This is a genomic window from Achromobacter sp. HZ01 (assembly GCF_003267925.1).
In the GTDB taxonomy this organism is placed as follows: Bacteria; Pseudomonadota; Gammaproteobacteria; order Burkholderiales; family Burkholderiaceae_B; genus Achromobacter; species Achromobacter pulmonis_A.
Genome location: NZ_LWKV01000003.1, coordinates 561,201 through 582,633 on the forward strand (window position 1 = coordinate 561,201; position 21,433 = coordinate 582,633).

23 protein-coding genes are annotated in these 21,433 nt (G+C 68.0%); 19 read left to right on the forward strand and 4 right to left on the reverse strand.

Annotated elements, in window-relative coordinates; genetic code table 11:
* Positions 1-8: 8 nt before the first annotated feature.
* The 19 genes from A6B37_RS18655 to A6B37_RS18745 all read left to right on the forward strand — a co-directional run bounded on the left by A6B37_RS18655 (position 9) and on the right by A6B37_RS18745 (position 16,880).
* Positions 9-629, forward strand: a complete 621-nt coding sequence (locus A6B37_RS18655; RefSeq protein ID WP_246842514.1) for a DUF177 domain-containing protein — start codon at positions 9-11, stop codon at positions 627-629.
* Between the two features lie 52 nt (positions 630-681).
* Positions 682-864 (forward strand): 50S ribosomal protein L32, encoded by a 183-nt coding sequence (rpmF, locus tag A6B37_RS18660; protein ID WP_043543314.1) that lies wholly within the window; start codon positions 682-684, stop codon positions 862-864.
* Positions 865-923: 59 nt separating this feature from the next.
* Complete coding sequence (plsX, locus tag A6B37_RS18665; protein WP_102774417.1) at positions 924-1,991, forward strand: phosphate acyltransferase PlsX; 1,068 nt, start codon at positions 924-926, stop codon at positions 1,989-1,991.
* On the forward strand, positions 1,991-2,977 hold the full coding sequence (locus tag A6B37_RS18670) for a beta-ketoacyl-ACP synthase III (protein ID WP_111826591.1): 987 nt from the start codon (positions 1,991-1,993) through the stop codon (positions 2,975-2,977). Before plsX ends, A6B37_RS18670 begins: the two co-directional genes overlap by 1 nt.
* A 95-nt stretch (positions 2,978-3,072) precedes the next feature.
* Positions 3,073-4,011, forward strand: a complete 939-nt coding sequence (fabD, locus tag A6B37_RS18675) for an ACP S-malonyltransferase (RefSeq protein WP_111826592.1) — start codon at positions 3,073-3,075, stop codon at positions 4,009-4,011.
* A 2-nt stretch (positions 4,012-4,013) separates the two neighbouring features.
* Complete coding sequence (gene fabG, locus A6B37_RS18680) at positions 4,014-4,766, forward strand: 3-oxoacyl-ACP reductase FabG (RefSeq protein ID WP_102774556.1); 753 nt, start codon at positions 4,014-4,016, stop codon at positions 4,764-4,766.
* Between the two features lie 188 nt (positions 4,767-4,954).
* Entirely contained in the window at positions 4,955-5,194 is a 240-nt protein-coding gene (gene acpP, locus A6B37_RS18685) for an acyl carrier protein (protein ID WP_003813816.1), read from the forward strand.
* 192 nt (positions 5,195-5,386) lie between these two features.
* The gene (gene fabF, locus A6B37_RS18690; protein WP_111826593.1) at positions 5,387-6,616 is read left to right on the forward strand and encodes a beta-ketoacyl-ACP synthase II; all 1,230 of its coding nucleotides are present in this window, start codon (positions 5,387-5,389) and stop codon (positions 6,614-6,616) included.
* Positions 6,617-6,653: 37 nt separating this feature from the next.
* A complete protein-coding gene (locus tag A6B37_RS18695; RefSeq protein ID WP_102774557.1) occupies positions 6,654-7,112 on the forward strand; it encodes a hypothetical protein in 459 nt (152 codons plus the stop codon).
* Complete coding sequence (gene rpoE, locus A6B37_RS18700) at positions 7,109-7,708, forward strand: RNA polymerase sigma factor RpoE (RefSeq protein WP_043543305.1); 600 nt, start codon at positions 7,109-7,111, stop codon at positions 7,706-7,708. The genes A6B37_RS18695 and rpoE overlap by 4 nt, the downstream gene beginning before the upstream one ends.
* 12 nt (positions 7,709-7,720) lie before the next feature.
* A complete protein-coding gene (locus A6B37_RS18705; RefSeq protein ID WP_102774421.1) occupies positions 7,721-8,233 on the forward strand; it encodes a sigma-E factor negative regulatory protein in 513 nt (170 codons plus the stop codon).
* A complete protein-coding gene (locus A6B37_RS18710) occupies positions 8,233-9,294 on the forward strand; it encodes a MucB/RseB C-terminal domain-containing protein (protein WP_111826594.1) in 1,062 nt (353 codons plus the stop codon). The genes A6B37_RS18705 and A6B37_RS18710 overlap by 1 nt, the downstream gene beginning before the upstream one ends.
* A gap of 34 nt (positions 9,295-9,328) precedes the next feature.
* On the forward strand, positions 9,329-10,801 hold the full coding sequence (locus A6B37_RS18715; protein WP_111826595.1) for a DegQ family serine endoprotease: 1,473 nt from the start codon (positions 9,329-9,331) through the stop codon (positions 10,799-10,801).
* Between the two features lie 232 nt (positions 10,802-11,033).
* On the forward strand, positions 11,034-12,827 hold the full coding sequence (gene lepA / locus A6B37_RS18720; protein ID WP_102774424.1) for a translation elongation factor 4: 1,794 nt from the start codon (positions 11,034-11,036) through the stop codon (positions 12,825-12,827).
* Positions 12,828-12,850: 23 nt separating this feature from the next.
* Positions 12,851-13,735 carry a signal peptidase I gene (gene lepB / locus A6B37_RS18725; protein WP_102774425.1) on the forward strand — a complete coding sequence of 295 codons (885 nt, stop codon included), beginning with the start codon at positions 12,851-12,853 and terminating at the stop codon, positions 13,733-13,735.
* Between the two features lie 2 nt (positions 13,736-13,737).
* Positions 13,738-14,499, forward strand: coding sequence for a ribonuclease III (rnc, locus tag A6B37_RS18730; RefSeq protein ID WP_111826596.1), 762 nt, complete (start codon positions 13,738-13,740; stop codon positions 14,497-14,499).
* Entirely contained in the window at positions 14,496-15,386 is an 891-nt protein-coding gene (era, locus tag A6B37_RS18735) for a GTPase Era (RefSeq protein WP_111826597.1), read from the forward strand. The genes rnc and era overlap by 4 nt, the downstream gene beginning before the upstream one ends.
* A complete protein-coding gene (gene recO / locus A6B37_RS18740) occupies positions 15,379-15,966 on the forward strand; it encodes a DNA repair protein RecO (RefSeq protein ID WP_102774428.1) in 588 nt (195 codons plus the stop codon). The genes era and recO overlap by 8 nt, the downstream gene beginning before the upstream one ends.
* A 5-nt stretch (positions 15,967-15,971) precedes the next feature.
* Positions 15,972-16,880 carry a LysR substrate-binding domain-containing protein gene (locus tag A6B37_RS18745; protein WP_111826598.1) on the forward strand — a complete coding sequence of 303 codons (909 nt, stop codon included), beginning with the start codon at positions 15,972-15,974 and terminating at the stop codon, positions 16,878-16,880.
* 115 nt (positions 16,881-16,995) lie between these two features.
* Here A6B37_RS18745 and A6B37_RS18750 read toward each other — a convergent pair whose 3' ends face one another.
* From A6B37_RS18750 to A6B37_RS18765, 4 genes are all read right to left on the reverse strand, one after another.
* Complete coding sequence (locus A6B37_RS18750) at positions 16,996-18,093, reverse strand: pyridoxal-phosphate dependent enzyme (RefSeq protein WP_111826599.1); 1,098 nt, start codon at positions 18,091-18,093, stop codon at positions 16,996-16,998.
* A 6-nt stretch (positions 18,094-18,099) separates the two neighbouring features.
* Positions 18,100-19,080 carry a succinylglutamate desuccinylase/aspartoacylase family protein gene (locus A6B37_RS18755; protein WP_111826600.1) on the reverse strand — a complete coding sequence of 327 codons (981 nt, stop codon included), beginning with the start codon at positions 19,078-19,080 and terminating at the stop codon, positions 18,100-18,102.
* Between the two features lie 19 nt (positions 19,081-19,099).
* Positions 19,100-20,068, reverse strand: a complete 969-nt coding sequence (locus tag A6B37_RS18760; RefSeq protein ID WP_102774432.1) for a tripartite tricarboxylate transporter substrate binding protein — start codon at positions 20,066-20,068, stop codon at positions 19,100-19,102.
* A gap of 90 nt (positions 20,069-20,158) precedes the next feature.
* Positions 20,159-21,430: an MFS transporter gene (locus A6B37_RS18765; protein ID WP_111826601.1), complete on the reverse strand. Its 1,272-nt coding sequence runs from the start codon at positions 21,428-21,430 to the stop codon at positions 20,159-20,161.
* Positions 21,431-21,433: the final 3 nt, after the last annotated feature.

Sequence of the window (21,433 nt, forward strand, 5' to 3'; positions counted from 1 at the left end):
ACACCGAAGTGACTGGTACTGGCGTGAATGCAAAGAGCATCGACGCGTTTGCTTTTGCTCGTCTGGGCAAGGAAGCGCAAGGCAGCGTGCCGCTGGCGAGGCTTACGCGATTGGTCGACGGGCTGCCCGAGCAGCCCGCGGGCGAGGCGGGCCTGGCGCACTGGTCCGTGCGCGGAGAAGTGAGCAAGTCCGGCCTTCTTGCCGGGCAGCCGCTCTTGCATCTTCATGTGCGGGCGAATCCGCTGGTCGTGTGCCAGCGGTGCAACGCGCCGTTCGCCTACCCGGTCGACAGCGAAGTCGTGCTGCAGCTGGTCAAGTCCGAAGACGAACTCGATGACGGTTTTGGCTCTGGAGAACACTCCGGAGGCTACGCCGGCGAGGACGAGGACGACGAGGACGAAGAAGGAAAAGGTTTTGTGTCCAACCTGCCTGAAAGGGTGGTGGGTTCACATCATTTCGATCTGCTGGCCCAGATCGAAGATGAGCTCATTCTGAGCGTTCCGTATGTGCCCAAGCATGATGTATGCCCGGGCGCGCAGGCCAATGCCGGCGAGGCTGCTCCCGAGGAGCCCGCCGTCAAGCGTCCGTCGCCGTTTGCGGTGCTGGAACAACTGAAGCACAAAGATTGAGATCAACATCGGGCCGCATCGCGTACAATGCGCCCCGTTTCTAGGAGTCATCATGGCCGTTCAACAAAACAAGAAGTCCCCGTCCAAGCGCGGTATGCACCGCTCGCACGATTTTCTGGTGAACCCGCCGACCGCGATCGAGCCCACCACGGGCGAAGCGCATCTGCGTCACCACATCAGCCCCAACGGCTTCTACCGCGGCCGCAAGGTCCTGAAGACCAAGGCCGACGAATAAGGCCCCCGGGCCGAACTCGTACTCGGACCATTTCGGCTGAGCGCTGATACCTGGCACCCGTGATACGCATCGCCATAGACTGTATGGGCGGAGACTTCGGTCTGCCCGTCACGATTCCGGCTGCGATCGAGTTCGCCCGGCAATTTCCGGATACCCGGCTGTTGCTGGTCGGGCTTCCCGACGCTATCGAAGCGGCGCTCTCCGAGCACCGCGGCGTGGCGCGCGATCGTCTTGAGATCGTGGCGGCTTCCGAAGTCGTCACCATGGACGACCCGGTCGAGGTCGCCCTGCGCCGCAAAAAAGACTCCTCCATGCGCCTGGCCGCCCAGTCCGTCAAGGACGGGCGCGCCGACGCCTGCGTCTCCGCAGGCAATACCGGCGCGTGGATGGCCATTTCACGCTACGTGCTCAAAACGCTGGACGGCATAGACCGCCCGGCCATCGCCACGTCCATTCCGAACCAGACGGGCCGCGCCACCACGGTGCTGGACCTGGGCGCGAACGTGGACTGTACGGCCGAGCACCTTCTGCAATTCGCCATCATGGGCGCCGCGCTGTCGCAGGCGGTCGACCATCGCGAGCGGCCTTCGGTGGGCCTGCTCAACATCGGCGAAGAAGTCATCAAGGGCAACGAAGTCGTCAAGGAAGCCGCCGAACTGCTGCGCGGCAGCCCGCTGAACTTCTACGGCAACGTGGAAGGCAACGACATCTTCAAGGGCACGGTCGACGTGGTCGTCTGCGACGGCTTCGTCGGCAACGTCGTGCTCAAGTCCGTCGAAGGCCTGGCCAAGATGCTCTCCAGCGTCATACGCGAAGAGTTCAAACGCAACCTGATCACGCTGCTGGCCGGCGCGGTGGCCAAGCCGGTGCTCAACCGCCTGCGCACCCGCGTCGACAACCGGCGCTACAACGGCGCCGCGCTGCTGGGCCTGCGCGGCGTGGTCATCAAGAGCCACGGCTCCGCCGACGTCTACGCCTACGGATTCGCCTTGCAGCGAGCCCGCGAAGCCGTAGTGAGTAAACTGCTGGAGCGCACCGCCGAGACGGTCGCTCAGATTACCAAGCGCGTTCAATCCGGCGATGCCGCTACGGCGCCGCCGCAAGACGTGGCTGGGGACACCGCTTGATGGATACCGCAATGAAATATTCCGTGATCGCGGGCACCGGCAGCTTCCTGCCGGAACGCGTGGTTTCGAATGACGAGCTGGCTGCGGAACTGGCGACGCGCAACATCGCCACCTCCGACGAATGGATCGTCGAGCGCACTGGCATCCGGCAGCGCCATCTGGCCGAGCGCGGCGTCACCACCAGCCAGCTGGCGACCGAGGCCTCGCGCCGCGCGCTGGCCGACGCGGGCGTGGACGCCTCCGACATCGACCTCATCATCCTGGCCACTTCGACGCCCGACTTCGTGTTCCCGAGCACCGCCTGCATCGTGCAGGCCAACCTCGGCTCCAAAGGCTCGGCGGCGTTCGACGTGCAGGCCGTGTGCAGCGGCTTCGTCTACGCGCTGACCACCGCCGACAGCTTCATCCGCGCCGGCCGCGCGCGCTGCGCGCTGGTCATCGGCGCCGAAGTGTTCTCGCGCATCCTGGACTGGAACGACCGCAGCACCTGCGTGCTTTTCGGCGACGGCGCCGGCGCCGTGGTGCTGAAGGCTTCCGACAAGCCCGGCATCATGGCCGCGCAGCTGCATGCCGACGGCAGCCAGAGCAAGATCCTGAACGCGGCGGGCAACGTGGCCTATGGCGACGTGACCGGCGATCCGTTCCTGCGCATGGACGGCCAGGCCGTGTTCAAGCAGGCCGTCACCGTGCTGGACCGCTCCGCGCGCGACACCTGCGCCGAAGCCGGCGTGGACGTCGCCGACGTGGACTGGATGATCCCGCACCAGGCCAACGTGCGCATCCTGAATTTCCTGGCGCGCAAGCTGTCCGTGCCGGTCGAGAAGGTCGTCATCACCGTCGACAGCCACGCCAACACTTCCGCAGCCAGCGTGCCGCTGGCCCTGGACGCCGCGCGCCGCGACGGCCGCGTCAAGCCGGGCCAGCTGGTCCTGATGCAGGGCGTGGGCGGCGGGTTCACCTGGGGCTCGGTACTGGCCCGCATGTAGGGGCGGGCCGGGCGGCAGGCGGCGCGCGCCGCGGCCGCCGGGCAGGCGCACCCGACATTCCTCACAGACACTGAATCTCATCCTAACGGTCAACCATGAAAATCGCTTTTGTCTTTCCTGGTCAGGGTTCTCAAGCTGTCGGCATGCTGGACGCCTGGTCGGGCGTTTCCGCGGTCGCCGATACGGTGGCGCGCGCGTCGCAGGCCCTGGGCCAGGACCTGGGCGCGCTGATCGCGCAAGGCCCGGCCGAGCAGCTCAACCTCACCACCAACACCCAGCCCGCGATGCTGACCGCCGGCGCCGCGCTGTACGCGGCCTGGTGCGCCGCGGGCGGCCGCAAGCCGGACGTGGTCGCCGGCCATAGCCTGGGCGAGTACGCCGCGCTGACCGCGGCCGGTTCGCTCGCGCTCGAAGACGCCGTGCGCCTGGTGCGCGTGCGCGCCGACGCCATGCAGGCCGCCGTGCCGGTCGGCACCGGCGCCATGGCCGCCATCCTGGGCCTGGACGACGACGCCGTGCGCGCCGCCTGCGCCGCCGCCGCGCAGGGCGAAGTGGTCGAGGCCGTGAACTTCAACGCGCCCGCCCAGGTCGTGATCGCCGGCCACAAGGCCGCCGTCGAACGCGCCTGCGAGCAGGCCAAGGCCGCGGGCGCCAAGCGCGCGCTGCTGCTGCCGGTGTCCGCGCCGTTCCACTCCAGCCTGCTCAAGCCCGCCGCCGAGGTGCTGGCCGGCGCGCTGGCCGGCGTGACGGTGTCGGCCCCGCAGATCCAGGTCATCAACAACGTCGACGTGGCTTCCCCGGCCGATCCTGGGGCTATCCGCGATGCGCTGGTGCGCCAGGCATGGCATCCTGTGCGCTGGGTCGAAACCCTGCGCGCGATGAAGGCGCAAGGCGTCACGCACGTGATCGAATGCGGCCCCGGCAAGGTGCTCGCCGGCCTGACCAAGCGCATCGATCCCGAACTCACGGGCATGGCCATCACCGATCCGGCTTCTCTCGAAGCCGCGCTGGCCGCCGTCAACGGAAACCAATGAACATGGACAACCCCTCGATCGAACTGCAAGGCAAGATCGCGCTGGTGACCGGCGCCACGCGCGGCATCGGCCGCGCCATCGCGCTGGAACTGGCCGCGCGCGGCGCCACCGTCGTCGGCACCGCCACCTCCGAATCGGGCGCGGCCGCCATCACCGAAGCGCTGGCCCCCTCGGGCGGACGCGGCGTGGTGCTGGACGTGACCGACGCGGCGGCCTGCGACGCGCTCATCGACGCGCTGGGCAAGGAAGGCGGCGGCCCGCACATCCTCGTCAATAACGCCGGCATCACGCGTGATACGCTGGCGATGCGCATGAAGGACGAAGACTGGTCGGCCGTCATCGACACCAACCTGGCGTCGGTGTTCCGCCTGTCGCGCGCGGTGCTGCGCAGCATGATGAAGGCCCGCTGGGGACGCATCATCAACGTGACCTCGGTGGTCGGCTCCAGCGGCAACCCCGGCCAGGCCAACTACGCGGCCGCCAAGGCCGGCGTGGCCGGCATGTCGCGCGCCCTGGCGCGCGAACTGGGCAGCCGCAACATCACGGTCAACTGCGTGGCCCCCGGCTTCATCGATACCGACATGACGCGCGCCCTCGGCGAAAATCAGACCGCGGCTTTGCTGCAGCAGATTCCGCTGGGCCGCCTGGGAGCGCCCGAGGACATCGCGCACGCGGTGGCATTTTTGTCCGGGCCGCAGGCGGGTTACATTACCGGCACCACCCTGCACGTCAACGGCGGGATGTACATGCAATAAATCACGAACCGCGCGCAGGCCGCTCCGCACGGGGCGATGCGCGGTTCAACCGGAAACGCCGCACACGGGTTTCCTGCGCCATTCCCGGCGACAGATCAAGTGCGCGGTGTTATTTTTGTCACGGCCAGGCGTCGCAAAACTCCGCGCTTGGCTATAATTCGCGGGATTTTTCCCAATTGGAGATCTGCATGGAAAGCATCGAACAGCGCGTCAAGAAGATCGTCGCTGAACAACTTGGCGTCAACGAAGCCGAGATCAAGAACGAATCCTCCTTCCTTGACGACCTCGGTGCCGATTCGCTCGACATGGTCGAACTGGTCATGGCGCTCGAAGACGAATTCGAGACCGAGATCCCCGACGAAGAGGCCGAAAAGATCACGACCGTGCAACAAGCGATTGACTACATCAATTCGCACGGCAAGCAGTAAGCTGGGCTTACTCCCTTCCGGCGGTCCGAGGACGGACTTCGGGGCCAGCCGGAAAATCGGGGCGGTTTCAGGAGTTGCCTTTGCGGTGCGCATGCGGGAAGGGCGTGAAAACGCCCGACCCGCTTTTGTGTGTACCGCAAGCGCAGCGCATCCCGAAAACCGCCTTTCTTTTGTCTGTTTGAGGAGTCATCCGTGAAGCGACGTGTCGTCATCACCGGCCTGGGTATCGTTTCCCCCGTGGGGAACGACGTGACCACGGCTTGGGACAATATCGTCAACGGACGTTCTGGCATCAGCCGCATCACCCGTTTCGATCCCTCGGCCATCACCACCCATATCGCCGGCGAAGTCAAAGACTTCGACATCAGCGCCTATATCTCGGCCAAGGAAGCCCGCCAGATGGATACCTTCATCCATTACGGCCTGGCTGCCGGGATGCAGGCCTGGCGCGACAGCGGCCTGGAAGTCACCGAAGCCAACGCCGAACGCATCGGCGTGATCGTCGGCTCGGGTATCGGCGGCCTGCCGCGCATCGAAGAAACCCAGGTCGAATACCTGTCCAAGGGCCCGCGCCGCATTTCGCCGTTCTTCGTGCCGGGTTCGCTGATCAACCTGATCTCCGGCCACCTGTCTATCGCCTACGGCATGAAGGGCCCGAGCTACGCCGTCGTGTCGGCCTGCACCACCGGCCTGCACTGCATCGGCGATGCCGCCCGCCTGATCGAGTACGGCGATGCCGACGTCATGCTGGCCGGCGGCGCCGAGTCGACCGTGTCGCCGCTGGGCATCGGCGGTTTCGCCGCCATGCGCGCCCTGTCGACCCGCAACGACGATCCTCAGACGGCTTCGCGTCCCTGGGATCGCGACCGCGACGGATTCGTGCTGGGCGAGGGCGCCGGCGTGCTGGTGCTGGAAGAATACGAACACGCCAAGAGGCGCGGCGCGCGCATCTACGGCGAATTCGTGGGCTACGGCATGAGCTCCGACGCGCACCACATCACGGCGCCGGACAAGGACGGCCCGCGCCGCGGCATCGTCAACGCGCTGCGCAACGGCGGCGTCAACCTCGAAGACGTCCAGTACGTCAACGCGCACGGCACCTCCACGCCGCTGGGCGACAAGAACGAGACCGACGCGCTGAAGCTGGCCTTCGGCGACCACGCCAAGAAGCTGGTGGTCAACTCGACCAAGTCCATGACCGGGCACCTGCTCGGCGCGGCCGGCGGCATCGAGGCGGTGTTCACCACGCTGGCCGTCTACAACCAGGTCTCGCCCCCGACGATCAACATCTTCAATCAGGATCCGGAATGCGATCTGGATTACTGCGCCAACGAAGCGCGGCAGATGAAGATCGACGTGGGCCTGTCCAACTCGTTCGGCTTCGGCGGCACCAACGGCTCGATGGCCGTTCGCCGGGTCTGATTTGGCAGGCCCGGTCGGGGAGCGCTGGTCGTTTCGCGTGCCCGTCGTGCGTCCGGGCAGCGTCCAGGCGGTTTACGGCCTGGCGCTGGCCCTGGCCGCGGGCAGCGCGCTGACGGCCGCCTCCTGGCATGGCCCGGCCGCGCTCGCGGGGGCGGCGCTTGCGCTGCTGCTCGGGCTCGGCGGGCTGTTACACTCGGCACGGAGCGGCCCGTCCCCGGTATCCGCGTTACGTACGGCGGCCGGGGCTGGGCATTGGCAGCTGCGGCTGCCGCAGGGCTGGCGCGACGCAAGTCTGCTGGACCGGCGGCGCGGCCCGCGCTGGCTCACGCTCACCTTGCAGCCTTTGCCCACCGGGAGTACCGCCTTTACCCCTAGCACCATCACCCTCACCGTCTGGCAGCGGACGCTGCGACCCGAGTCCTGGCGGCGCCTGTGCCTGCTGACGGGCACGGCGCGGCGCACGCCGCCGGCGGCCGGCCCCCAGGAGGCGTCATGAGCGAGCGCGAAGTCGACGCCGAGCTTGTCGCGCGCGTCCAGCGGGGCGACAAGAAAGCCTTCGACCTGCTGGTGCTCAAGTACCAGCGCAAGATCCTCCGCCTGCTGGCCCGGATGATCCGCGACCCCGCGGAAATCGAAGACGTGGCCCAGGAAGCCTTCATCAAGGCCTACCGCGCCCTGCCCCAGTTCCGGGGGGAGAGCGCCTTCTACACCTGGCTGTATCGCATCGCGATCAACACCGCGCGCAACTGGCTGGCCTCCCAGGGCCGGCGTCCGAGCGCGCCCAATGCGATAGAAACGGAAGACGGTGAAACTTTTAACGAAACCGACAACCTAACCGATATAAGCACGCCGGAATCCATGGTCGCCAGCCGCGAAATCGCCGAAACGGTGAACGCGGCCATCGAGGAATTGCCTGAAGAGTTGCGCACCGCAATCGTCCTGCGTGAAATCGAAGGTATGAGTTACGAAGACATCGCCCAGAGCATGGACTGCCCGATCGGTACGGTGCGCTCCCGCATTTTTCGTGCGCGTGAAGCCATCGCCACCAAGTTGCGCCCATTGCTAGGCACCGATGACGAGCGTCGCTGGTAAGGAGTGGCAGTCATGCAAACAGCAGCCAAATCCGTCGAGATATCCGAGTCCTCCTGGGAGGAGTCGCTCTCCGCCTGGATGGACGGAGAGGAATCCGACGATATTTTTCCCGGCTTGTTGTCCCGCGAGGGACGCCAGACCTGGGACACCTATCACTTGATCGGTGATTCCCTGCGCAACGCCGACCTGGCGCTGACCCCCAGTTCGGCCTTCCAGGCCCGGCTGGCGCGCGCCCTGGACGCGGAATTGCCCATTGTCGCGGCGCCTCGGCGCCGCTCGCCTTTGCGCGTGGGCCTGTCCGGCCTGGCGGTGGTGGCGGCCGTGGCGACCGTCGCCTGGGTGGCGCAGCCCTACCTGACCGGCGAATCCGGCGGGGAAGTGCGGGTGCTGGCCGACGCCAGCGCGCCGTCGTCGGCCTCGGCCGCGGACGATTCCGGCCTGCGCGACTACCTCGAGGCGCATCGCCAGATGGCCGGCCCCAGCGCCGTGCGGCAGGTGTCGTTCGAGATGGGAGCGGGGCGCTGATGGCGTTGGTGATTCCATCGCGCTGGCCGGTGCTGGGTCTGGGACGAACCGCTACCTTGCAGGCCCATCGCGCCGCCTGGTTTGCCGTAACGCTGTTCACCGTTTTCCTGGCGGCGCAGGAGCCGGCCCGCGCCGCCGACGCCGCGCCGCCCGCCGAGGACGTGGTGCAGCTGCTCACCAGCATCCAGCAGGCGGCCCGCAAGCAGGACTACGCCGGCGTGTTCATGTATCAGCAGGGCGAGACCATGCAGTCCTCGCGCCTGGTGCACGTCCTGGACGGCACCGGCGAGCGCGAGCGCCTAGAGATCCTCGACGGCCAGCCGCGCGAATACCTGCGCCACAACGACGACGTGCAGTGCCTGATCCCCGAGCGCAAGACAGTGCTGCTGGAGCGCCGCCGCGGCGACCGCTTCCCCGGCCTGCTGCTGGGCGAGGCCGCCGGCCTGTCCGAGAACTACACGATCCGCACCGAGCCCAAGCTCTATCGCGTCGCCGGCCGCGAGTGCCGCCTGATCACCATAGAGCCGCTGGACAAGCTGCGCTACGGCTACCGGCTGTGCGCCGACGTCGAGACCAATCTGCTGCTCAAGGCCCAGACCCTGAACGCCGCGCGCGGCGTGGTCGAACAGGTGGCCTTTACCTCGCTGCGCCTGGGCGCCGAGGTCGATCCCCAGCTGCTGACTTCCCGCTGGAGCACGCGCGACTGGAAGGTGATGGAAGCCGCCATGAAGCCGGTGGACCTGGCCGCCCAGGGCTGGCGCATTCCGGCCCCCAAGGGCTTCAAGACCGTCATGCAGGTGACCCGGGCCATGGGCCGCGGCGCCACGGTCAGCCAGATGGTATTGTCTGACGGGTTGGCGGCCATTTCCGTGTTCATCGAGCCCTACGACAGCCAGCGCGGACACCGTCCGCCCCATGGCGCGGCGCAGCGCGGTTCGATTACCGTATATGGCACGCGCATCGCGGATTTCTGGCTGACGGCCGTGGGCGAGGTGCCCGTGGCCACGCTGGAACAGCTGGCCGAGTCCACAGAATACGTGCCCGCCGCCGGGTCCCGCTGATCCGGGGCGGCAAGCAGCAATTTCGGAGAAGTCTATGAATGCAATGACAGTGTCGAACGGGTATTTCCGACGCTTTCTGGCGGCCGCCGCGCTGGGCGTGGTGATGTCCGTCGGCCAGGCGCCGGCGGCGCTGGCCCAGGCGCCGACGGTCGCTTTGCCTGATTTCACCAGCATCGTCGAAAAGGCCGACCCCGCGGTCGTGAACATCCGCACCACGGCCACCGTGCCGGTGCGCGGCATGGGACCGGGCGGCGGCAACGACCCCTACGAGCTGTTCCGCTGGTTCTTCGGCCCCGAATTCCAGCCGCCGGGCGCGCCGCCGTCGCCGCGCCAGCGTCCCCAGCCCCAGCCCGAAGAGCGCACCGTGCCGCGCGGCGTGGGCTCGGGCTTCTTCATTTCCGAAGACGGCTACATCCTGACCAACAACCACGTGGTCGTGGACGCCACCGACATCTACGTCACCCTGACCGACGGCCGCGAATTCAAGGCCAAGGTCATCGGCACCGACGAGCGCACCGACGTGGCCCTGATCAAGATCGAGGCCAAGGACATGACGCCGCTGGTCATCGGCGATCCCAAGAAGCTCAAGAAGGGCCAGTGGGTGCTGGCCATCGGCTCGCCGTTCGGCCTGGATTCCACCGTGACCTCGGGCATCGTCAGCGCCATCGGCCGCGACACCGGCGAATACCTGCCCTTCATCCAGACGGACGTGGCGGTCAACCCCGGCAACTCGGGCGGCCCGCTGATCAACCTGGAAGGCGAGGTGGTGGGCATCAATTCCCAGATCATTTCGCGCAGCGGCGGCTTCATGGGCATTTCGCTGGCCATCCCCATCGACGAGGCCATGCGCGTCGTCGACCAGCTGCGCACCACCGGCAAGGTCACGCGCGGACGCGTCGGCGTGCAGATCGGCGAAGTCGGCAAGGACGTGGCCGAGGCCATCGGCCTGCCCAAGGCCGAAGGCGCGCTGGTCAGCAGCGTCGAGCCCGAAGGCCCGGCCGAGCAGGCCGGCGTGCAGCCGGGCGACGTGATCCTGAAGTTCAACAACGAACCCATCAAGCGCTGGTCCGACCTGCCGCGCATCGTCGGCGAAACCAAGCCGGGCACCCGCGCCGACATGCAGGTGTGGCGCAAGGGCAAGACCGTGACGCTGACCGTCAAGGTGGGCGAGATCCCGACCGAGAAGAGCCCGGCCGCCGGCAAGCAGGGCGCGGCGCCCGTGCCCGAGGCCACCAACGCGCTGGGCCTGGGCGTGGCCGACGTGCCGGCCGACGTGCAGAAGAAGCTGCGTATCAAGGGCGGCGTCCAGGTCAAGATCGCCGAGGGCGCGGCCGCCAAGGCCGGCCTGCAGGAAGGCGACATCGTGCTGGCCCTGAACGACACCGACGTCACCAGCGCCAAGCAGTTCGGCGAACTGGTCGCCAAGCTCGACAAGGGCAGGGCGGCCGGCCTGCTGGTGCGCCGCGGCGACCAGACCCAATGGGTGGCGGTTCCCGCCAGCAAGTGATGCTTTACGGCGACGCCCCTGAAAAGGGGCGTTTTTTGCCGTCGCGGGCCTGGCGGCAAAAAAATGGTTCAAGACCGGCTAAAATGGCTGGTTGCCGCAAGAGGGGGCGCATGGCGCCCCCTCGTTTTGCCCGGGCTATGCCCACAGGCACCCCTCTCGTCAGCCGTGCGTACTCCGGCGGCGGTGTCTTCCGGCCTTGTGCCGAGTGTTCCGTCCCCTTATAACTTCAAGCATGCAGCATATCCGCAACTTCTCCATCATTGCCCACATCGATCATGGCAAATCGACCCTGGCCGATCGCCTGATCCAGCGCTGCGGCGGATTGGCGGACCGCGAAATGTCGGCGCAGGTGCTCGACTCGATGGAAATCGAGCGCGAGCGCGGCATCACCATCAAGGCGCAGACGGCCGCCCTGCACTACAAGGCGCAGGACGGCAAGGTCTACAACCTGAACCTGATCGATACCCCGGGGCACGTGGACTTCTCCTACGAAGTCAGCCGCTCGCTGTCGGCCTGCGAAGGCGCGCTGCTGGTGGTCGACGCCTCGCAGGGCGTCGAGGCCCAGACCGTGGCCAACTGCTACACCGCCATCGAGCTGGGCGTGGAAGTCGTGCCGGTGCTCAACAAGATGGACCTGCCCCAGGCCGATCCCGAAGGCGCGCGCCAGGAAGTCGAGGACGTGATCGGCATCGACGCCTCGCAGGCCGTGCTGGCCAGCGCCAAGACCGGCATGGGCATCGACGAAATCCTCGAGGCCATCGTCGCCCGCGTGCCGGCGCCCCAGGGCGATCCCGACGCGCCGCTGCAGGCGCTCATCATCGACTCGTGGTTCGACAACTATGTGGGCGTGGTGATGCTGGTGCGCATCATCAACGGCGTGCTCAAGCCCAAGGACAAGATCCTGCTGATGGCCTCCGGCGCCACCCACCTGTGCGAGCAGACCGGCGTGTTCACGCCCAAGTCGCAGCAGCGCCCGCACCTGTCGGCCGGCGAAGTGGGTTTCGTCATCGCCGGCATCAAGCAGCTTGCCGACGCCAAGGTGGGCGACACCATCACGCTGGCCGGCAAGCCGGCCGCCGCGCCGCTGCCGGGCTTCAAGGAAGTCAAGCCGCAGGTGTTCGCCGGCCTGTACCCGGTGGAAAGCTCCGAGTACGACCAGCTGCGCGACTCGCTGGAAAAGCTCAAGCTCAACGACGCGGCGCTCATGTTCGAGCCGGAAGTCTCGCAGGCGCTGGGCTTCGGTTTCCGCTGCGGCTTCCTGGGCCTCCTGCACATGGAAATCGTGCAGGAGCGCCTGGAGCGCGAGTTCGACATGGACATCATCACCACGGCGCCGTCCGTGGTGTACGAGGTCGAGCAGCGCGACGGCTCCATCATCACGGTCGAAAGCCCGTCGCGCATGCCGGAGATCGGCAAGATCGCCGACATCCGCGAGCCCATCGTCAAGGTCACGCTGTTCATGCCGCAGGACTACGTCGGTCCGGTCATGACGCTGTGCAATAACAAGCGCGGCGTGCAGATCAACATGAGCTACCACGGCCGCCAGGTGCACCTGGTCTACGAGATCCCGCTGGCCGAGATCGTGCTGGACTTCTTCGACAAGCTGAAGTCGGTCTCGCGCGGCTACGCCTCGATGGACTACGAGTTCCAGGAATACCGCTCGGCCGACGTGGTGCGCGTGGACCTGCTGATCAACAACGACCGCGTCGACGCGCTGGCCATGATCGTCCACCGCAGCAACGCGCGCCACCGCGGCCGCGACGTGGTGACCCGGATGCGCGGGCTGATCCCGCGCCAGATGTTCGACATCGTGATCCAGGCCGCCATCGGCGCCGAAATCATCGCGCGCGAAAACGTGAAGGCCCTGCGCAAGAACGTGCTGGCCAAGTGCTACGGCGGCGACATTTCGCGCAAGAAGAAACTGCTGGAAAAGCAGAAGGCCGGCAAGAAGCGCATGAAGCAGGTGGGTAGCGTGGAAATCCCGCAGGAGGCCTTCCTCGCCATCCTGCAGGTGGAAGACAAATAGAACCAAAAGAAGGCGGTTAGCTGATGAGTTGGAACTTTGCCCTGATCCTGTTTGTATTGCTGGTGGTGACCGGCATTATCTGGGTGCTCGATCTGGCGGTGCTGCGGCGGGGCCGGGAACGCCGGGCCCAGGCGGCGATGGCGCAATACGACGCGGCCCTGGTCGGAGACGCCCAGGAAGCCGAGCGCCTGCGCCGCGAGGCCGGCGACGCGGCGCGCCGCGTGCCGTGGTGGGTGGAGTACGCGGTCAGCTTCTTCCCCGTGATTCTGTTCGTGTTCCTGCTGCGCTCGTTCGTGGTCGAGCCGTTTCGCATCCCGTCGGGCTCCATGCTGCCCACGCTGCAATCGGGCGACCTGATCCTGGTGAACAAGTTCAGCTATGGCCTGCGCCTGCCGGTCATCGACAAGAAGGTGATCGAGGTGGGCGAGCCCAAGCGCGGCGACGTGTTCGTGTTCCGCTATCCCGTGGACCCGGACGTCGATTACATCAAGCGCGTGGTCGGCCTGCCGGGCGACGAGATCGCCTACCTGGACAAAAAACTGTATATCAACGGCGAACTGGTGCCGCACGTGCGCGACGGGGATTATTTCGAACCCGACCGTGTCTCGTATATTGCGCAATATAAAGAGAAGTTGGGCGAAGTTGAGCACCAGATCCTGCTGGATGAAGGCAAACCGCAGGAATACGGGCCGATGTGGCAATTTCCCAACCGTCAGAACTGCCAATACAGCCGCAATGGGGTACGCTGCAAAGTACCCGAAGGCCAATTTTTCGCTATGGGCGATAATCGGGACAACAGCGCGGACAGCCGGTACTGGGGCTTCGTACCCGAATCCAATATCGTCGGACGCGCGTTCTTCATCTGGATGAATTTCAGCGACCTCAGCCGCATCGGCCGGTTCAACTGATTATGTCGCTAGCCACGCTAGAAAACCGCCTGGAGCACCACTTCGGTGATCCGGCATTGCTCGAACAGGCGCTGACGCATCGCAGTCACGGTTCGCGCCATAACGAGCGCCTGGAATTCCTCGGGGATTCCGTGCTGAACTTCGTCGTCGCCGCGATGCTGTTCGAGCGCTATTCCAAGATCGACGAGGGCGACCTCTCGCGCCTGCGGGCCAACCTGGTCAAGCAGGCCTCGCTGGCCGACATCGCCCAGCGGCTGGAGCTGTCGCAATACCTGCGCCTGGGCGAGGGCGAACTCAAGAGCGGCGGTTTCCGCCGTCCCTCGATCCTGGCCGACACGGTCGAGGCGCTGTTCGGCGCCGTGTTCCTGGACGCCGGCTTCGACGCCGCGCGCCGCGTGATCGTGCGCCAGTACCAGCCGGTGCTGGCCTCGGTCGATCCCAAGACCCTGGGCAAGGACGCCAAGACGCTGCTGCAGGAATTCCTGCAGGGCCGCAAGCTGGCGCTGCCGCAGTACACGGTGGTGGCCACGCACGGCGCGGCCCACAGCCAGCAGTTCGAGGTCGAATGCGCCATCCCGGCGCTGGAGATCAAGGTCATGGCCGCGGGCGCCAGCCGCCGCGCGGCCGAGCAGTCGGCGGCCAAAGTGGCGCTGGAGGCCGCGTTGGCCGTCAGCCCGGCTTCCAAGGCTGCCCGCAAGTCGGGCAAGGCGCGCAAGACCGCGCAATTGTCGCTGCCGGTGGCAGTGGCTCAAGAGACTAAATGAGCGATACCCCTTTCCGTACCGGCTTCGTTGCCATCGTCGGCCGTCCCAACGTCGGCAAATCCACGCTGACCAACGCCCTGATCGGCTCGAAGATTTCGATCGTCTCGCGCAAGGCGCAGACCACGCGCCACCGCATCCACGGGGTGCTGACGCGCGAGCATGAACAGTTCGTGTTCGTCGACACGCCGGGCTTCCAGACGCGCCACGGCGGCGCCATGAACCGCATGATGAACCGCGTGGTCACGCAGGCGCTGGCCGATGTGGACGTGGTGGTGCACGTGGTCGAGGCGGGCAAGTGGTCCGAGGGCGACGCCAAGCTGCTGCCGCTCTTGCCCGCGCCGGAGCGCACCATCCTGGCCATCTCCAAGATCGACGCGCTCAAGAACCGCGACGATCTGTTCGCCTTCGTCTCCAAGATCATGGCGCTGCATCCGTTCGGCGCGGTCGTGCCGGTCAGCGCCACCAGGAACCAGCAGCTCGACCAGCTGCTGCAGGAAATCGCCGCGCGCCTGCCCGAAGGCGAGCCGATGTTCGAAGAGGACACGCTGACCGACCGGCCCATGCGCTTCATCGCCGCCGAGCTGGTCCGCGAGAAGATCTTCCGCCTGGTGGGCGACGAACTGCCCTACGGCTGTACGGTCGTGATCGAGCAATGGGAAGAGAACGACAAGGGCGCGCGCATCGCCGCCTGTGCGGTGGTCGAGCGCGACAGCCACAAGCCCATCCTGCTGGGCGCGGGCGGCATGCACATGAAGCGCATCGCTACGGAGGCGCGGCAGGACATCGCCAAGCTGCTGGACAAGCCGGTGCACCTGGAGGTCTACATCAAGGTGCGCAAGGGCTGGTCCGACCGCGAGGGTGCGCTGCGCGACCTGGGCTATGAGTAGAAGGGCGCCTCGCGTCCAGGACCGACCCGGCTATATGCTGCACGCCACCGCGTGGCGTGAGACGTCCCTCATCGTTCAGACTTTCTCGCGCGACCACGGCTGTGTGGCCATGGTCGCCAAGGGCGCCAAGCGCCCGTATTCCGTGCTGCGGCCCGTGCTGTCCGCGTTCCAGCCGCTGCTGCTGTCCTGGACCGGCAACGGCGAGGTCAAGACGCTCACGCGCGCCGAGATCGCCGGCATCCGGCCGCTGACCGGCACCGCGCTGATGTCGGCCTGGTACATGAACGAGCTGCTGCTGCGGCTGCTGCCGCGCGAAGACGCCCACCCCCTGCTGTTCGACGCCTACGATTTCGCCCTGCAGCAGCTTTCGGGCGGCACGCGCGCGGCCGGCGCGCTGCGCCGCTTCGAATGGACGCTGCTGCGCGAGACCGGCTATGGCGTGGACGAGGCGCCGCCCGATTTCGACGATCCGGCGATCGAGCCGGCCCTGCGCCGCGACCTGCGCGAGCGCCTGGCCGAAATCCTCGCCGGCCGGCCTTTGTCCACGCGCCGCGTGCTGCTGGACCTGCAGCGCATCTGAGCGCCATGACCTTCACGCTCAAACAGGTCGAGACCTTCCGCACCGTCTACGAGACGGAAAGCGTGACCGCCGCCGCCCGGCGGCTGGACGTGTCGCCGGCCACCGTCAGCGCGACCCTGGCCGCGCTGGAAGCCAGCATCGAGCTGCGCCTGTTCGAGCGCGTGCGCCAGCGCATGCAGCGCACCCCCGAGGCGACGCTGCTGTACGAGGAAATCCGGCGCCTGAACGTCGGCCTGGAGAGCCTGGGCCGCAAGATCCGCGCGATCCGCGGCGCCGCGCAGCCGCGGCTGCGCGTGGGCTGCATCCACGCTTACAGCGGCGCCATCATCAGCGACACCATCGCGCGCTTTCGCGCCCGCTATCCCGACACCGCGCTGTACCTGCAGATCCGGGATTCCAACACCTTGCGCGACATGGTGGTGTCGGGCGAGCTGGACCTGGCCGCCGTGGCCGACGAGTCCGAACTGGAAGGCCTGCGCGGCCACCGGCTCGCCAGCCTGCGGGCCGTGGCGGTCTTTCCGCGCAACCATCCGCTGGCGCGCCTGGAGTGCGTGGAGTTCTCGCACCTGGCCGGCGCCGACGTGATCGCGCTCAACGCCGAGGACGGTTCGCGCAAGCGCCTGGACGCCTTGCTGGCGCAGGCCGGGCAGCATCTGAAGGTGGCGATCGAAACGCCGTATTCCAGCACCGTGTGCCAGCTGGCGCTGGCCGGCCACGGCGTGGGCATCGCCAATCCGGCGACCGCGCTCGGCATGGAAGCGGCCGGCCTGGGCCATCGGCCGCTGGCCGCGTCCGTGCATTTCGAATGCCACATGATCCTGCACGGCAGCCGCCCCTTGTCCGAGGCGGGGAAGTTCTGGGCCACCTGTTTGCGCGCGGCCTTGGCGCCGCTGGTGGAGCGGTATGGGGTTTAGGTTTCGGGCGGGGTGATGGGTCTCGCGCTGCACCCATCCTACATTCCAGACGTAGGATGGGTGCAGCGCGAAGAACCCCTGAGCAAGAACACGAACATCAAACGCGCGAAACCCATCACCCCCGCCGCCCATCCGAAGTCAACACCAGCACGACCGACGATTCCGCGTCCAGCAGTCCCGACCGCCGCAGCCGCGACACCGCCGCCAGCGCCGCGGCCGACGACAGTTCGGTGGCCAGCCCGGCGCGCTCCAGGCGCTGCTGCGCCTGCGCCGCGGCGGCGTCGGACACTTCCACGGGCGAGCCGCCCGAGCGCGCCAGCGCTTCCAGCGACTGCAGCGTGCTGGTGCTGCCGGCGATCGAGTACTGGTCCGTCACGCCCTCCCAGTTGCCGCGCGCATCGCCCGTGGCGCGCGCCCGCGACAGCCGGGCATAGGGCTCGACCGCGTGCATGCGGGGCAGGCGGTCGATGCGGCCGCTTTCCCGCAGATGCTGCCAGCCCAGGTAAATGCCCCACAGCAGGTCGCCGCGCGCGGTGGGCACCACGATATCGGTGGGCACGCCGCAGGCTTCGAAGATCTCCAGCGCGATGGGCTTGTAGCCTTCCACGCCATAGGCATGGGTGCCCACCGGCGGATTCAGATAGTTGGTGCCGGCGAACGCGCCGTGGTCGCGGCACAGGTCCGCGACATAGGGCCAGCGGCTCAGGCTGTCGTCGAAGGCGCGCAGGCGCGCGCCGAAGCGCTGCATGGCGTCGCGCTGCAGCGGCGGGCAGTCGCGCGTGATGGCGATGTCGGCCTCCAGGCGCGCCGCGGCGCAATAGGCGGCCAGCGATACGCCGGCGTTGCCGCTGGAGGCCGCCGCCACGCGGGTGGCGCCGGCCAGGCGCGCGCGCGAGACCAGCTGGGCCGCCATGCGGTCCTTGTGGCTGCCGGTGGGATTGGCGCTTTCGCACTTGAGCCACATCCGGCCGACGCCCTCGGCCTGCGCCAGCGCCGGCGCGGCCAGGCAGGGCGTGGCGCCTTCGCCCAGCGTCACCGGGTCCAGCACCGGCAGCGGCATGGCCGCATCCCCGCCGGGCTCGTAGCGGCATTCCAGCGAGGCGGGGTGGCCGGCCTCCAGGCAGCCGGGGCAGCCTTCGGGATAGTCGGCGACGGGCCACAGGCGTTCGCAGCGGATGCAACGCAGGCCGGACAATCTGGGGTTCATCTGCATGGTTCTTCAGTACCTCGAAGGAAGCGTATCCAGGGGAAGGGCGGGCGCGATCTGGAACAGGCAGTCGCCCTCGCCGCTGCGGGCGATGGCGCGCAGGCACACCACGGTGCCGCTTTGCGGGCTGACCAGCGCGCGCGGCGCAAGCTCGGGGCGGGCGGGTTCTATCAGCTGGCCGATGCGCTGGCGCGCCGTGACCGCCTGTCCCAGCTCCACGCCGGGGACGAACACGCCCGCTTCGCGCGCGCGCAGCGTGGCGGCCGGCGCGTCCAGGTCGTAGAGCCGGACCTCGGGGTTGCGCGGCAGCGGGCGGCCGGGCAGCAGGCCCAGCTCGGTCAGGCAGCCCAGCAGCCCGTCGCGGCAGCGTTCGACCAGGGCGGCGCTGGTTTCGCGGCCGCCGCCGATCTCCGCGCTCAGGCGCAGCACGCCGTGGCGGCTGGCGGCGGCCGGCATGGACCCGGCTTCGACGCCGCGGAAGAACACGCATTGCGGCAGCCCGAAGGCGCGCGCCAGGCCCGCCAGGCGCGGATCGTAGGCGTCCTCGCCGTACCGGGTGATCACCGACGAAGGCAGGTAGCGCAGCGAGGCGCCGCCGCTGTGCACGTCCACCAGCGCCTGGATGCGCGGCAGCAGCCGGGCCTCCAGCGCGGCGGCCACGCTTTCGGTGTAGCCGCGCGCCGGCGCGCCCAGGAAAGCACGGTTCAGGTTGCCGCCGTCGGAAGGCGAGAGCCGGGTGCCGGCCAGCGAGGCCTCGACGTTGGCCGCCGGCAGCAGGTAGACCGTGCCGCGCTGGAGCATGCCGGGCAGGCTGTGCCACAGGTCCAGGATGGCCGCCTGGCCTTCCCATTCGTCGCCGTGCACGCCGGCCATCAGCGCGACGGCCGGCCCGGGGCCGGCGTCGATCCTGAGCACCGGCACCGTGACCCGGCGGTAGGCCGATTCGTTGGTGGCGGCGGCGCAGGAAAAATCCTCGCGGCTTACCGTGGCCATGCGCGCGCTCCTGCCTGGCTCAATCCAGCGTGGTGCCGGCGGCCTTGATGATGCCTTCCCATTTGGGCAGCTCCTTGCGAATCTGGGTCTGTACGTCCTGCGGCGTGCCGCCCAGCGGTTCCTGGGAGCGGCTGCGCAATTCCTTGCTGACATTGTCCGAGCGCAGCGCCTGGTTCATGGCCTCGTTGAGCCGGGCAATGACGGCGGGCGGCGTGCCGGCTGGCGCGACCAGCGCGCTCCAGGCCGACTGCTCGTAGTCGGGGTAGCCCTGCTCGGCCACGGTGGGCACGTCGGGGTTGGAGGCGGCGCGTCCGCGCGTGGTGACGGCCAGCGCGCGCAGGCGGCCGTCCTTCAGGTTGCCGATCAGCGGCGGCAGGTTTTCCATCATCGAATCCACGTGGCCGCCCAGCAGGTCGGACAGCTGCGCGGCCGTGGCCTTGTACGGAATCTGGCGCACCTCGGCGCCGGTCTGGGCGATGAACAGCTTGACGCCGACCTCGCTGGTGGTGCCGGGGTCGGCCGAGGTCATGGTCAGGCGCTGCGGCTGGGCGCGGCTGGCTTCGATGAAACCCTTCAGGTCGCGATAGGGCGAGGCCGCGTTCACCACGATGACGTTGGGCGTTTCGGCCACCAGGCCGATGGGCGCGATGTCGCGGTCCAGGTCGTACAGCTGCTGCTTGAACAGGTAGCGGTGCAGGACCAGCGTGCCCACGTGGGCGTAGCCGATGGTGTAGCCGTCGGGCGCGGCGCGCACCACGGCCTGGGTGCCGATGCGCCCGCCCGCGCCGACGCGGTTCTCCACCACCACCGGCTGGCCCAGCTGGCGGCTCATTTCCTGCCCGATGAGGCGGGCGGTGATGTCGGCGTTGCCGCCGGCGGCGGCCGGCACGATCAGCGTGATCGCGCGTTCCGGGTAGTCGGCCAGCGCGGCAGGCGCGGCCAGGCAAAGCGACAGGGCGGCAAGACAGGCGATGGCGTTGCGGTTCATGGCGGTTCCCGAGGCATTGAAAGCGCTGCCATTGTGCGGCGGCGGCCCCCGGAATCCGTTTGGGCCAATGATATGCATGTTCAGTAAAACCTAATCGCCGTCGGCGCGCCGCCCCAGCGCGTAACCTACGGCCGCCGCGCCCAGCGCGAAGGCGGCGCCCAGCAGCGCGACCAGGGCCGCGCCGTGGCCCAGCATGTCCACGCCCGCCTTGACCCAGCCGCTGGCCGCGTCGCCGGCGCGGTAGACCACCGTGTCGATCACGTTCTTGGTCTTGTACTTGTCCTCGGGCGGGACCGTGGTGAACAGCATTTCGCGCCCGGGCCGGATGAGCGCGTATTCGCCCACGCGGCGCGCGATCATGACCGCCGCCAGCACGCCGAAGACCGGATACGCCGCCAGGACCAGGAACCCGGCCGCCATCGCCAGCGGCACCGCGGCCAGCAGGAAGCGCAGCCCCAGCCGCGCGGCCACGCGCCCGGTGACGAACACCTGCGACAGCAGCGAAAGCGCCTGGACCGTGAAATCCAGCACGCTGAAGACCCGGATGCGCTGCGCCGTGTCGGGAAAGGCGTCGGCCACCAGCCGCGCCTGCTCCATGTAGAGAAAGGTGTTGAGCGTGGCCAGCAGGATCACCAGCAGCGAGATTCCCATCAGGTAGCGCGAGCGGAACACGCCCGACAGGCCGGCCAGGATCGAGCCTTCGATGGGACGCCGCATGTCGTCATTGGCCGTCTCCTGGCGGTCGGCGGCGCGCCAGCGCAGCAGACGGACCTTGAGCGGCAGCGTCGCCGCCAGCAGCAGCGCCGACAGCAGCAACAGGCCGGCCGGGCCCAGCGCGCCGGCCAGCAGCCCGCCCAGCAGCGGGCCGCACAGCCCGCCCGCGCTGGCGCCGGCGGCGATCAGGGCGAACAGGCGCTTGGCCGATTCCATGCGGAACACGTCGGCCATCAGGCTCCAGGCGATGGAGACCACGAACAGGTTGAACACCGACAGCCACACGTAGAACACGCGCGCGGCCCAGGCGCTGCCGGGCAGCAGGTGCAGCACCGCGCCGAAGCCCGCCATGGCCAGGGCGAACACGGCGTAGACCCAGCTCACCAATGTGGCGCGCGGCACCCGCGCCGACAGCCAGCCGAACAGCGGCGCCACCGCCAGCATGGCCACGAAGGTGGCGGTGAACAGCCATTGCAGCTGGTCCACGCCGGCCTGTATGCCCATGGTTTCGCGGATCGGGCGCAGCATGAAATAGCCGCAGAACAGGAAGAAGAAAAAGGCGAAGCCGCAGGCCGCCGGGCCCAGTTCGTCCTCGCGTATGCCCAGCGCCAGCGCCGCTCGGCCCCGCAGGGTGGCTGGGGGCGCCATGCC